Source organism: Marinobacter sp. MIT930201 (assembly GCF_047122665.1).
In the GTDB taxonomy this organism is placed as follows: domain Bacteria; phylum Pseudomonadota; class Gammaproteobacteria; order Pseudomonadales; family Oleiphilaceae; genus Marinobacter; species Marinobacter salarius.
Genome location: NZ_CP138916.1, coordinates 3,233,819 through 3,246,757 on the forward strand (window position 1 = coordinate 3,233,819; position 12,939 = coordinate 3,246,757).

Consider the following 12,939-nt stretch of genomic DNA (forward strand, 5'->3'; position numbering starts at 1 on the left):
TAGATGCAAATTGGTGTGATCGCAGATACCCACAGTAAAATGCGCCCCGAAGCCCTGGAGATTTTGAAAGACTCTTCAGCTATGCGGCAGAAGCCGATAGTCTTTCAGAACTACCTCTTTCATTTGCAGCGCATACTGTGTGGCAAATCCTGGATACATGGTCGCGTTAAAACCATCCTCGGTGAGATACCAGCTTTTGCAGCCGGTGTTCCAATTGGTTCGTGACAGGCGCTTTTGTATCGCACGATTGTGACTTTCCTGTGCGCTCTGGCGCACGTCCAATCCTTTCAGGTCAAGGCTGGTGATGGTGCGCACGGCTTTAACAATATAGTTAATCTGCGACTCCATATACACCAGAGCGGAGTTATGCCCGGGGCCGGAGTTCGGGCCGAATGTCAGGAAAAGGTTCGGGTAGCCGGAAACATTGATGCTTTTGTAAGCCGATGCGCCCCGTTTCCATTCTTCGTTCAATTGCCGGCCATCCACACCGGTTATCGGAAACGGTGTGCCGGCGTTGCTGACGTTGAAACCGGTGGCAAAAATCAGGCAGTCGAACTGGTGCTCGATGCCCTCAACCGTGCGCACTCCGTTTTCATCGATCCGGGCAATGGGCCAGGTGATCAACTTGCAATTGGGTTGCTGTAGGGCCGGGTAATAGTCGCTGGATACCAATACCCGTTTGCAGCCCAGGCGGTAGTTCGGGGTTAGCTGGCGGCGAAGCCAGCGATCCTTCACTTGATTGCGCAGGTGCCACTTGCCCAGCCGCTCTGCCAGGCGAGTGAGGGGTGAGTTCCAGATCACCCCAAGAGCCATGGATTCGTGGGCGAGGTAGAGCGCCTTGCGCAATGCGTTCTGGCTCAGGGGCAGTTTTCGAAACGCCAGCTTCTGCCAGTCCGGCGTTTCGAAATCTGGCCGTGGCATCACCCAGGGTGGTGTCCGCTGGAACACGGTCAGCTTGTCGACCTTGCCCACGATGCTTGGCACGATCTGGATGGCGCTGGCTCCGGTACCGATTACCCCGACACGCTTGCCTTCCAGGTTGTAGTTGTGGTCCCACTGGGCACTGTGGATTTTTTTGCCTTTGAAGTTTTCGATGCCTGCAATATTCGGAAAGCCCGGGTTCGATAACGGCCCCTGGGCCATCACCACGGTTTTTGCGTAGTAGGTTTCTCCGCCCTCGGTGGTGGCCTCCCATACGCCCCTGTCCTGATCCCAGTTCAGGCCGGTGACGTTGGTGCCAAAGCGAATGTATCGGGCCAGGTCAAACTGGTTCACCAGATGGTGGATGTAGCCCAGGATCTCGCGAGCACCGGAGAAGCTTCGGGACCAATCCGGGTTTGGCGCAAACGAATAGGAATACAGGTTTGAGGGGATGTCGCAGGCGGCACCGGGGTATTGGTTATCCCGCCAGGTTCCGCCTACCTGCTCGTCCCGCTCCAGTATGACCATGTCATCGATGCCTTCCTGCTGCAGGCGAATGGCGGTGCCGAGGCCGGCAAAACCGGCCCCGATGATCACGGTGGTAACCACAGGCGTCGTCTGTACGTCAGTCATGGCGTCAGGCCGTCGTCTGGTAGGTGATTTCGCGCACCCAGCTGGGTACAGCGGGGAAGGCTCGCCGGGGGATGGCGTCGGTCACTTTGACCAGGGCGTCGATCGGCTTGTGGTAGAACCGGTTACCCCGATCCACCACGAAACGCCCGTGGTATTTGATGATCTGGAACCAGGGGTTGCGCCGGCCGTCTTCTGAGCGGCCACCAATCTTTTCGAATTTCTGCATGGCTGCGTACAGTTTCTCTTCCGGCAGGCCCATTTCGATGATGTTGTCGCGCATCTTGTTCAGCAACGGAAAGTAGGAGGCGATACCGAGGATCAGCCGGGGGTCTATCAGCTGGGCCACCATACGCGCCAGTTCCCTGTAGGTTTTTCCATGGCCTTGCATTTCCATCACCGTGAAGCCAACGCCAAGGTGCCGGGACTCGTCGTTGTTGATCAGCTCAAAGGCCTGATGGCAGACGGGGTCGTCCACGGTTTCCAGCAGGAACTTGCAGAGGGCACCATCAAGCGCAATCTCCAGCATGGGGACCACGGTGCCCAGCACGTACACGGGCTGGTCGTCGGCAAAGCGGTCCAGCCACTCGATCACCAGGCGCAGGTTGTTGTTGGGCTCGGGCAGCTCGTTTTCTTCCAGCATGCCCCAGCGCTTCATCAGCGCCATTTCGGCGTTGGCGTGGCGCTGTTCTTCGGCGTGGAAATAGGTGTAGATTTCCCGCAGCGTGTCATCCGGTGCTTTCTTGGCCATGGCTGCGAAAGCGCGGGCACCTACATGTTCGATCCACATCAGGTCGGCCATGAAGGCTTTCAGTTTGGGCCACTGTTCGGCGGTTATCAGCTCGGCTCCCGGTGCGTCCCAATCCACGTCGGACAGTGACCACTGGGAGCTCTTGATCTTCTCCAACATCTTGTCCAGGTCGATTTTAGCCATGGAGTCTACCTCTCGCTGTCTCTTCTTCGGTTACGCTCCCGGTCTTACTGACAAAACGGTTCAGCAAGCCTGTGCCGACGGCGTAGCCGCCTGGCAGCAGTCGTTTCAGGCGCCAGATCAGTTTTGCGTCCAGTTGCGGCATCACATACAGCTGGCCCCGGTCCAGGCCATTGAGGGTGATTCTTGCCACCTGTTCGGCTGACATTCCGAAACGGTCCATCAACCGGTTGAACAGGGCACCGGAATCGCCAGTGATCCGGCCATTGGCGGCAATGTTGGTTTTCACCAGGGTGGGGCAGAGCGCGGTGACCTGAACGTTGGTTTCGGAGAGCTCCGCAGCCAATGTTTCCGAAATCGCCAGGGCGGCCGCTTTGGTGGCGTTATAGGGCCCCATCAACGGTGCCGCGGAGAAGGCCGCAGTGGAGGCAACATTGATAATGCCGGCGGCTGGCTGGCCCTTCAAAAGCGGCGTGAACACGTGGCAGCCGTGGATAACGCCCCACAGGTTGATGTTGATGGTCCAGGCCCAATCCGCGATTGGGACGTCGCCGATCTTCTGGCCGCCGATACCGATGCCGGCGTTGTTGATCACCAGGTTCAGGGGTTGCGGCAGTAGCTCCTGAGCTTGCTGGGCCAGTGCCTCAACCTGCGCCAGATCGCTAACGTCGCAGGCGACAGCCCAGGCCTCGCCGCCTTCTGCCCGAACCTCCCGGGCGGTCTGCTCAGCCGCTTGCAGGCTGATGTCCGAACAGACGATGAGCCCCTTGCGACGGGCCAGCTCCAATGCGAGGGCTTTGCCGATGCCGCTTCCAGAGCCTGTGATGACAGCCCGTGACTGATGGGTGAGTCTTTGCTTTTGAAACATTGCCGATTCCGCTTATCAAGTTTCAAACAGGGTCGCACGAGACGGCCGAGCTTTTTGGGCCGTATGTGATTCGAGAGAGGACGATTTACTTGCGGACTGTTACCAGATTGCGAACCTGGCCGGCGTTGGAGAGCGTGGTCCAGAGCCTTGGGAAACCGTAGGCTGGCGCCTGATGCGGTTCTTGGAAGGTCAGCACATTGCGTTGTCTACCGCCCCGAAGCCCAACTGCCCCGGGCCAGGTCCATGGCCCGGTTGACTTCATCGGCAGGGATGTCGCCCGGCTCGCCTTTTTCTATCGGGTCATAGTGGAACACGTACAGTCGGGAGACGAACTCGGCTACCGGTAAGGAAGCTTCGCCGAAGAGTTCACCGTAGCCATGGGTGGAGGTGATGACGCCCTGGCCCCAGTTCTGGCCGCTGTCGTTGTTGGGGTTGAAAAAGTAGACGCGCATGGTCTTGTCTGGGTCCATGGCGAGCCGTTGGATGGTGATGGCGTGCCAGCCGAGAAAGCGCGTGGCGCTGTCGGTCACCGCGATACCGGCCGGCTGTGGATTGATCACGGGAATGTTGCCGTTATAGAACGGGTGATAGGCGGCGTAGAAATCCCGGACAAACCCTTCGAAGTCTTTCAGGCCGCCGGTGAAAACGTCCACGGCGATGCGAAATCCGTGGCCAACGTGGTCGCCGTGAAACTCGGCGTTGACCCATTTGTGGGGATCCTCTCCGCGGCCAATACTGCGCCGCCCCATTTCAAAATAGATACGGTCCAGATGCGGCACGGTCAGCAGGGATACGGCATCGACATCCACGGGCGGTTCGGTTGCCAGTCCGGCGCCAAGCTCCTTTGAAGAAATGCTGTTGCCTTCGAAGCGCATAACGATCTCATCGTCCCGTGCTGCCCAGGCAAGGATGCGCAGCAGTTCTGCCGGCATGTTGTACGCCCACATGGACAGGGCGCGGGTGGACTGGCAGGTCGGGTAGTTGCCCTGGCCCACGCCCAGTGGCCGCCCCAGCACGTTGAGTACGTCGGCAAGCAAAAAACATTCGGGGGAACGGCTGCTGCCGAAGACCGTCGCGATCTTCTCGGCTGCGGCGTCGCAGAGCGTCATGCGTATCTGGCGCCACAGGGATGGCGCTACCGGTGGCGAGTAAAGAATGCCCCGCTCCAGCATCATGGCCAGGCCGTAAGTGCATTGACTGGTTTCCGGAAACACGGCGTCGTCGATCAGGCGGTGAATCAGTGCAGGGTAGCAGTGGAATGCATCGGCACCGGTGTAGCTCAACCCGAGGGCTGTGGGGATCAGGGCGTTCCAGCGCCCGCGCAGGTAGCGTATGAACACCGGCATGTAGGCCGACACCAGGCCGGTGTTGTGCATGGCCTGGGCAAAGGCGATGGCTTCCTGCATCAGGGCGGCGTCGTCCATGTCCGCCAGTCGTTCGGAATAGACTTCAAAGCCAGGGTCTTCACGGCAACCTTCGGTGGGGCTGAATACGGCGTTGATCAGTTGCAGGGCGTCGTCGCCGACTTCTCCGCCCAGGGCGTCGGGTTTTTCCAGGCAGACGGCAATCTGGGTCACCATGTGTTTGACGCCCTCAACCTGCACCGGGCGCTGCTCCAGAATCCGCCAGACTTCGGCCACCAGGTGCTCCAGCAGGTTTTCATATCCCAGATGCTGGAGCAGGTAGTGATACAGGTTCTGCACGGCATGGCCGAGCTGATCGGGCCGCAGCCGGTCGCTCTCCTGCAGGTCATCACTGACCACCAGGTCCAGGTTCATCGCCATCACCTGGGCGAGGAAATTATGGGCATGTTCCGCCGAGATAGAAGCGTGGACGTAGTCGCCTTTGGTGACCGCCAACAGGCGAACCTGACTCAGGCATTCGACCAGTGTTGCGGTGGGCTCCCCGTGGCGGACCGTACGCGCAGCCAGGGAAGGCACCAGTGTCTGGGGGTAGTCCCAATCGCTGCCACCAAAGAACCCGGCGGATTCAATGGCCGGAACGCGTTCGTAGATTGCGTCCAGCCCTTCGGAGCTGAGCACCAGGGGCCTTGCCGCATCAATTACTTCGAATACGGGCGAAACGCCCTCGATCGCGTTGATTGCAGCAAGGCGGCTAACGGCATCGTCAAATGCATTTACAAGTTCCGTTGGCGCGCGGCTGTTCTGGTTTTCGGTTGCTTTTTTTTGTCTGGCCATACAACCATCCTTGAGCCAACCTCGGACTGTGTCAACCTGGACTGTCGAAAACATCCGTGCCCACCGGTTGGCTGAAGCCAGGAACCTGTTGGTCCACCATTTCGGATAGGATCAATGGCTGATGATTGGTAAACAGGCTGACGTTAACCTACATATCATTATGAGCAAGAGATCCGATAAAGTGACGCCCGCCCCCACAACAAAAGAAGAGCAGACACCTGATGGCTGAATCCTTTGGTACCGAGCTGGTTGAACAGCTCCAGCGAAATATTGGCGATGCCTTCCTGGCCGTGTCAGGTGAGGATTTGGACTGGGGCGCGCTTGTCGTACAGATGCTTGGCCAGTTGTTGGTCTCTGTAATCTATCTTGGGGTGTTTTTCGGGATCTATCTGGTGGTGACAGGTGCTATCCGGCTGGTCTTGGGCAAGCAGCGGGCCAAAACACCTCTGTTCATTCAGGTGCGAAGCACTCTGCGTTATCTGGCCGGGTTAGGGGCGCTGGTCTTCATTCTTGCACAGTTCGGGACGTCTCCTGAGGTTCTCAAGGCGATGGCGAGGGCGGGCTTTATGGCCCTCGGTTTCTATGTGGCCTGGCTGGTTCTGGCACGCCTGATCAAGGACAGCATGGTGCGCTACAAAATGGATCCTTCGATTCGTCAGCTGGTCGAGAACCTGTTTTCGGTGGTCGTCTCAGCGCTGGCTGTGGTGACGGTGCTCGCCCAGTTCGGTTTCGATGTGACTTCGATTGTGGCGGGGTTGGGGATCGTCGGTATCGCCGTTGGCTTTGCGGCGCAATCAACCCTCTCCAATTTCATTGCCGGTATCACCCTGCTGATTGAGAGGCCGTTCCGCATTGGTGATTGGGTGACCATCAACGGGCAAGACGGCAAAGTGGTCAAGATTGCCTTGCGCACCACCTGGCTGCGCACCCGGGATAATATCTTCGCGATGATTCCAAACGACAGTGTGGCGTCATCCGACATCATCAATTACAGCGCAGAAGGGGTCACCCGCCTGAATATCCCGGTGGGCATTGCTTACAAAGAATCCGCGAAGGCCGCGAGGGATGTGCTGATGCCGGTTCTGCTGACGCACCCTGAAGTTTTACAGGGTGCTGGTATGGAGCCCCGTGTTCTGCTTAAAAGCCTGGGCGATTCTTCAGTGAACCTTGAAGCCAAGGTGTGGATTACTCCCGATAATCTGGATGTGCAGCCCAGAATCATGGCTGATGTTCTGGAACAGATGAAAGAGGCGCTGGATGCCGCCGGCATTGAGATTCCTTTCCCTCATTTGCAACTGTTTATAGATGATGCAAAAGGGCTCAAGCCGGTTCTGGAGCCCCTCTACAGCAAGCGGGAAGCTAACGGATAACTCCTTGCTCCCCCCCCTCCTCTCTCCCACGCCGGGTGACGTGAACCCTGTTATGACAATGGTGACACTCTCGTGATCATTCCGTGATGATCTGGTCGGCCCATGCAGCGCACTATTTGTTCAGGCGGGAAACACATGCTGAATGGTTGCCTGCCGCTCCGAACTCATAGATGAAAAGGAAACAGATATGAACACGATGCTAAACGGTGCCCGCATTGCAGCTCTCGCCGCCGCCTTCGCGACTTCAGGAATGGCCTATGCCGCTGAACCACCTGCCGGCTCCAGCGGTGCGGCGGTCTCCGGCAGCGATAAAGTGCATTGCTATGGGGTGAACTCCTGTAAGGGAACGGCCGACTGCAAAACCACCGAAAATGCCTGTAAAGGACAGAACGCGTGCAAGGCCCAAGGCTTCAAGGGGATGTCAGCAAGCGACTGCCTGTCGGAAGGTGGTGTGATTGGCGATCTGGGCTGAGTAGGCCAGATCAAATGTGTTTGTCCGGAGGCGCGTTCCGGCGCGCCCCGGGTTTTCAACGGGAGATTTAACGGATGATGAATCACTCTGCCAAAGCCAAACTGAATGGGCTGAAGAACAGTCTCCGTGAGCCGTTCCAGGGTTTTGGGCTGGGTTTGCGCCCGCGTCATTACAACAGCTTTCTTGCCCAGCCGCAGGCGGTGGATTGGCTCGAGGTCATCTCCGAAAATTACATGGTCCAGGGCGGAAAACCGCTTGCGATGCTCGACAGGATTCGCGCCGACTACCCAATCGCGATGCATGGTGTGTCGATGTCGATTGGTTCTGTTTCTCCCTTAGACCATGGCTATCTGCAGCGCCTGAAAGCGCTTGCGGACCGTATCCAACCGATGTGGGTTTCTGATCACTTATGTTGGACCGGTGTGCACGGCACGAACCTGCACGATCTTTTTCCATTACCTTATACCGAAGAAGCCTTGCGACACGTTGCCGCGCGCGTTCGCGAGGTGCAGGAAACGCTTGGGCGCCGTCTGGTGCTGGAAAACGTTTCAAGCTATATCGATTACGCCAGTTCAGAGATGAGCGAATGGGCGTTTCTGACCGCCCTTGCGGAGGAAGCCGACTGCTTGCTGCTACTTGATGTAAACAACATCTACGTAAGCGGTATGAACCACGGCTTCGACCCGCGTGACTTCATCGACGGCGTGCCAGCGCACCGCATCCAGCAGATTCATGTGGCCGGGCACTCAAACCTGGGTGACGTCATCATCGATACCCACGATGCGCCGGTACCCGACGAAGTGTTTGATCTCTACGCCTATGCATGCCGTCGCTTCGGGCCGGTCAGCACGATGATCGAGCGTGACGATTCAATTCCGCCGCTGGAGGACCTGATCGTGGAACTCGACCGGGTGAGGGCCGTGGCGGCTCGTCACACCCCTGTATGGGATCGCGAGGAGGCATTCGCATGACTGATTACGCCCCTCGTTCGTTAGCCGATCTGCAAGCAGGACTGCAAAACTATGTTTTGGGCGATGGTGTTTCGGACGACATTCTTTCCGAGCTGACGGGCGGTGCTTCTGACCAGAGTAAGCGGCGCCTGCATATCTACCATTCTGGCTATCGCTCGCGGATGAACGAGGCGCTCCAGTCTGCTTTTGAGCAAACTTGGGCCTATCTCGGTGACGACGCATTCGACGCAATTTGCACTCGCTACACCGAGACGAATCCATCGCACTCGCCGAATCTGGGCGACCATGGCCGCAACTTCCCACGCTTTTTGCAGCAAGCTTTGTCTTCCGATCCGGAAATCGCCGAGCTGGCAACCATGGACTGGAGGCTCCACAGCGCCTTCGATGCACCGAATGCCGCCATTCTCACCGGTGAGCAATTGGCAAATGTCGGCGAGGCGCAGTGGGCATCGCTGGGATTCGTCTTCCACCCGTCCGTTTCGCTCGCTCAGTTCGAGTGGAACGCACTGGAAATCTGGCATGCGCTGGATCAGAAACAAACACCGCCCGTCGCCGAAAAGCTGAACGAGCCGGTAGGGCACCTGTTCTGGCGCAGCGACCAGCGAAGCTACTTTCGCACACTTGAGTCGGATGAGTATGCCGCACTTAAGGGCCTGCTTGAGGGGCTCAGTTTTGCACAAGTGTGTGAGCAACTCGCAGAAGGCTATCCGAATACCAGTATTGACGCGTCGATTGGCACCTGGCTGGCGCGTTGGCTGGCGGATGGGCTGTTGTCGGAGGTCAAGCCGGGGCCTGTTTGAGTGACACCGTAACCCTTATCGGCGTGCTTTGGCCGACCGTAAAATTCAGGAGTCTGACATGTCCAAATCCAAAATCTCACAGTCCGAGATCACCGAAACCAACACCACCCGCACCATGACCGCTGCTGCCATGGCACTCGCCCTGGGTTCTGCGATCTCCATCGCTGCCGTTCCGGACGTTGCCCACGCGGAGGGCATGGAAAAGTGCTATGGAGTTTCGCTCGCCGGTAAGAACGACTGCGCCGCCGGGCCGGGCACTACCTGTGCGGGCACGTCCACTATCGATTATCAAGGGAATGTCTGGACGCTGGTTCCGAAAGGCACTTGCGAGGAGACCGCATCCCCGACTTCACCCACAGGCTTCGGACAACTCGAAGCCTTCGAGGAGAAGTAGCAATGCTGCCCTCACGGGCAGGCTTGGGCCTGAAACCAGAGCACTTTCGGAACATTCTGGAATCGGGCCCAGACATTGGTTTCTTTGAGGTTCATGCCGAGAACTACATGGTTTCGGGTGGCCCTATGCACCATTATCTGGGGAAAATTCGTGAGCACTACCCGTTGTCATTGCATGGGGTAGGGCTCTCGATCGGAGCCGACGCTCCCCTGGACAAAACACATCTTGATGCGCTGGCGGTGCTGATTGACCGTTATGCGCCGCAGGTTTTTTCTGAGCACCTGGCCTGGTCGAGTCATGGTGACTTCTTTCTCAATGATCTGTTGCCGCTGCCATACACGGCCACCACCCTGAACCGTGTGTGTGACCACATCGATCAGGTGCAGACGCATCTGGGTTGCCGCATGTTGCTGGAGAACCCGGCGACCTATCTGGAGTTCTCGACCTCGACCCTGTCGGAGACCGACTTCATCAGCGAAGTAATACGCCGCACGGGCTGTGGCCTGCTGCTCGACGTCAACAACGCCTATGTTTCGTGCATCAACCATCACCGCGAGCCCGGGGCTTATATCCGTGCATTACCGCTTGACCGGGCGGAGCAGATTCACCTTGGTGGTTTTGCCTCCCAGGCCGATGCCAACGGCGACCCGCTGCTTATAGACAGCCATAGCGCACCCGTTGCGCAAGACGTGTGGGCACTCTATACCGAAGTACTTGAGCAAATGGGGCCGACTGCCACGCTGATCGAACGCGATAACGACATTCCGCCATTTGACGTTTTGCTGGCCGAGGTCAATCTCGCCGACTCGTACCTTGTTGAAGCAGGAGGCCAACGTGAGTGAGCAGACAGTATTCGCCAGCGCATTGCTTGATCCGGCGCAACCCTGCCCGGACGGGTTACGGGCGTGGAACGGTTCCGATCCGAACCAGCGCTTTGCGGTGTATCGCAACAACATCGTGGTATCACTGATTGATGCACTCGCTGCCACGTTTCCTGTGTGCCAACAACTGGTTGGCGAAGCCTTCTTCCGCGCCATGGCCAGGGTGTTTGTGGTGGCGCAACCACCGCGTTCGCAAATCCTGACCTTCTACGGGCGCGAATTTCCGGCCTTTATCGACACCTTTAGCCCGGCATCATCAGTACCCTATCTGGCCGACGTGGCCCGACTCGAAAGACTACGACTCGACGCATTCCATTCTGCCGATGTTGAGCCGCTTGGCACGGAGGACATAACCGGAGTGCTGTCTGCTCCCCCTCGGCTACCCGGGCTTCGCATGGATATCCATCCCTCGGTGGCAGTGCTGCAATCACGGTTCGCCGTGTTTTCGTTGTGGGCCGCGCACCAGCAGGCAGACCCTGGACTGGCCCGTGTTGACCCTCTGCAACCAGAAACCGTATTGGTGCTGCGTTCCGGGCTGGAAGTCCAGTGCATCGATATCGCAGAGGCCACCGGCGTTTTTATGGATCGACTGATACAGAAGGAAACGTTGTCGCAGGCTGAACAGGACGCCAAGGCATGCGAGCCCGGTTTTGATCTTGTTGCAGCGCTGACCCTTTTGCTGCGCTGGCAGATCATTACCTCCCTTTACCCCGGAGATGAACATGGACAACTCGACTGAAACCGCTGCTCAAACCTCAACCGGCACGGGTGTCCTGCCAGGCCTGATCAAGCAGGCAAACACTCTTTTCGGACGCATTCCGGACACCCTGATCGCTATGATCGCCCGCTTTTCGATTGCCGGCGTGTTCTGGAAATCAGGCCAGACCAAAATTGAAGGGCTGGCCATCGACATTGTCTCCGGTGAGTTCAGCCTGGGGGTACCACGGTTGTCGGACAGCGCGCTCTTTCTGTTCAAGGAGGAGTACAGTCTGCCATTGATCGCCCCCGAGCTGGCGGCCTTGATGGCGGCGTTCGCCGAGCATCTGTTTCCGATTCTGCTCTTGTTGGGGCTGGCCACCCGATTCTCGGCGATGGCCCTGCTGGTGATGACGCTTACCATCCAGATATTCGTCTATCCCGGTGCCTGGCCAACGCACGGGGTATGGGCGGCGGTGCTGCTTTATCTGATGGCTTACGGGCCGGGTTGGTGTTCAATGGACCGCTTCATCGCGGCACGTTACCGGCGCTGAAGTACATCCAAACACTTTTTTCCTATTTCATATATCATGGGTGTTTAGTTGTTGGATAAGCCAACAGTTAACGTGGAGAACACCATGAGCAAGAAGCCCGAGAAAGTGACATTAACCTCTGCCACCATTGAAGAGCAGACGGCAGCTTTTTTAAAGGCTGGTGGGGCCGTTGAGTACGTAGGTAAGGGTAAGAGTGGCCAAGAAACCTCAGCGGGCCCGAAGCAGATTAGCGTGAAATAGTCACCGGGGCAGATCTGGTTCTGAAGCGCAGGGATTAAAGCGTTAATGAAAGTCGTAAACCCAGTCCTTGTTTTTCTACTCTCTATGATCTTTGCAGTCTCTGGTCATGCAAAGATTTATAAATGGGTGGATGAAGACGGGAAGATTCATTTCAGCGATCGGGAAGACCATCGCGTTGAGCAGGAAGTTGTCAACGTGAAGCCTGGCGCGTCGAAATGGTCGCGTTTTGATATCAAGATTAAAGCCGTCGATGTGGAGCTGAGTGAAGAGGAAAATCAGCAGATTGTTGATGGTGTGAACAACGTCTACGAGTTCTTTGACCGTGTGATGTCCTTTGATATGTACAGGACGGTTCCGGTCAATATAGTGATGTTCAAGGATAAGGCTGAATACCGGAATTACCTTGTTCGCAGGAATAAAGGTCTGGCGGTTGCTTCATACGGCCTGTATATACCTTCCGAACACCAGATAGTCGTCTATGTGCAGGAAAACAGAAGCCGCACCTTTGAAACGATCAAGCATGAGGTGAGCCACGCGGTTGTCGATACCATCGTTCCTTATGCGCCGCTCTGGTTGAATGAGGGGCTTGCCGAGCAGATGGAAATGCTGGAACGTGATGAATCGGGCCTGTACTTTGAACGTCATCAGGAAAACAGTTGGGTGGTTGCTCAGGCCCGTGAACAGGGCCGTTTAACGGGCATTTCACAGTTTCTGAAATTATCCAGTTATAAGTGGCGCCATTCAGAGCTGTCGGGGCATGGGAGTTTGAGGGCTCAGTCCGGTCAATTCCTGAGTTTCCTGCTCTCCAAACCGACCCGCCGCAACTTCGTGGTGCGGCTGATGCACAACTTCAACCGGGGTGATCGCACTCTCGCATACTACCTGGTGGATGATAATTACATCGGCGGAGTCAGTATGTTGGATTTGGACTGGCGGCGTTGGCTGCACGAACAGGGTAACGACATCATCCGGTTTTAACCGTCGGTCGTTGCTCTTCATCTTTGAAAACCCGC

Annotated in this window: 14 protein-coding genes; 10 read left to right on the plus strand and 4 right to left on the minus strand. The window is 57.2% G+C overall.

All coding sequences use genetic code 11. The features are described 5' to 3' along the window. Window positions 1-75: 75 nt before the first annotated feature. The 4 genes from SIC19_RS14710 to SIC19_RS14725 all read right to left on the minus strand — a co-directional run bounded on the left by SIC19_RS14710 (window position 76) and on the right by SIC19_RS14725 (window position 5,548). On the minus strand, window positions 76-1,554 hold the full coding sequence (locus tag SIC19_RS14710; RefSeq protein ID WP_127401798.1) for a flavin-containing monooxygenase: 1,479 nt from the start codon (window positions 1,552-1,554) through the stop codon (window positions 76-78). A 4-nt stretch (window positions 1,555-1,558) separates the two neighbouring features. Beyond that, the gene (locus SIC19_RS14715; RefSeq protein WP_127401797.1) at window positions 1,559-2,485 is read right to left on the minus strand and encodes a ferritin-like domain-containing protein; all 927 of its coding nucleotides are present in this window, start codon (window positions 2,483-2,485) and stop codon (window positions 1,559-1,561) included. After that, a complete protein-coding gene (locus SIC19_RS14720) occupies window positions 2,478-3,350 on the minus strand; it encodes an SDR family NAD(P)-dependent oxidoreductase (protein WP_127401796.1) in 873 nt (290 codons plus the stop codon). The genes SIC19_RS14715 and SIC19_RS14720 overlap by 8 nt, the downstream gene beginning before the upstream one ends. A 206-nt stretch (window positions 3,351-3,556) precedes the next feature. Further along, on the minus strand, window positions 3,557-5,548 hold the full coding sequence (locus tag SIC19_RS14725) for a hypothetical protein (protein WP_127401795.1): 1,992 nt from the start codon (window positions 5,546-5,548) through the stop codon (window positions 3,557-3,559). A 221-nt stretch (window positions 5,549-5,769) separates the two neighbouring features. Between SIC19_RS14725 and SIC19_RS14730 the strand changes: the two genes are divergently transcribed. The 10 genes from SIC19_RS14730 to SIC19_RS14775 all read left to right on the plus strand — a co-directional run bounded on the left by SIC19_RS14730 (window position 5,770) and on the right by SIC19_RS14775 (window position 12,904). After that, window positions 5,770-6,918 carry a mechanosensitive ion channel family protein gene (locus tag SIC19_RS14730; RefSeq protein ID WP_127401794.1) on the plus strand — a complete coding sequence of 383 codons (1,149 nt, stop codon included), beginning with the start codon at window positions 5,770-5,772 and terminating at the stop codon, window positions 6,916-6,918. A 187-nt stretch (window positions 6,919-7,105) separates the two neighbouring features. After that, on the plus strand, window positions 7,106-7,390 hold the full coding sequence (locus SIC19_RS14735; protein ID WP_075197073.1) for a hypothetical protein: 285 nt from the start codon (window positions 7,106-7,108) through the stop codon (window positions 7,388-7,390). A 74-nt stretch (window positions 7,391-7,464) separates the two neighbouring features. Beyond that, window positions 7,465-8,361: a DUF692 domain-containing protein gene (locus SIC19_RS14740; RefSeq protein ID WP_198324909.1), complete on the plus strand. Its 897-nt coding sequence runs from the start codon at window positions 7,465-7,467 to the stop codon at window positions 8,359-8,361. Next, window positions 8,358-9,161, plus strand: a complete 804-nt coding sequence (locus SIC19_RS14745; RefSeq protein WP_036209219.1) for a DNA-binding domain-containing protein — start codon at window positions 8,358-8,360, stop codon at window positions 9,159-9,161. Before SIC19_RS14740 ends, SIC19_RS14745 begins: the two co-directional genes overlap by 4 nt. A 58-nt stretch (window positions 9,162-9,219) precedes the next feature. Next, complete coding sequence (locus tag SIC19_RS14750; protein ID WP_127401793.1) at window positions 9,220-9,555, plus strand: DUF2282 domain-containing protein; 336 nt, start codon at window positions 9,220-9,222, stop codon at window positions 9,553-9,555. Between the two features lie 2 nt (window positions 9,556-9,557). Further along, window positions 9,558-10,397 (plus strand): DUF692 domain-containing protein, encoded by an 840-nt coding sequence (locus SIC19_RS14755; protein WP_127401792.1) that lies wholly within the window; start codon window positions 9,558-9,560, stop codon window positions 10,395-10,397. Then, complete coding sequence (locus SIC19_RS14760) at window positions 10,390-11,175, plus strand: DUF2063 domain-containing protein (RefSeq protein ID WP_007152731.1); 786 nt, start codon at window positions 10,390-10,392, stop codon at window positions 11,173-11,175. The genes SIC19_RS14755 and SIC19_RS14760 overlap by 8 nt, the downstream gene beginning before the upstream one ends. Continuing rightward, window positions 11,159-11,686, plus strand: coding sequence for a DoxX family protein (locus SIC19_RS14765; RefSeq protein ID WP_127401791.1), 528 nt, complete (start codon window positions 11,159-11,161; stop codon window positions 11,684-11,686). Before SIC19_RS14760 ends, SIC19_RS14765 begins: the two co-directional genes overlap by 17 nt. 84 nt (window positions 11,687-11,770) lie before the next feature. After that, window positions 11,771-11,926, plus strand: coding sequence for a hypothetical protein (locus SIC19_RS14770; protein WP_007152729.1), 156 nt, complete (start codon window positions 11,771-11,773; stop codon window positions 11,924-11,926). Between the two features lie 45 nt (window positions 11,927-11,971). Further along, complete coding sequence (locus SIC19_RS14775; protein WP_228712254.1) at window positions 11,972-12,904, plus strand: DUF4124 domain-containing protein; 933 nt, start codon at window positions 11,972-11,974, stop codon at window positions 12,902-12,904. The last annotated feature ends 35 nt before the right edge of the window (window positions 12,905-12,939 follow it).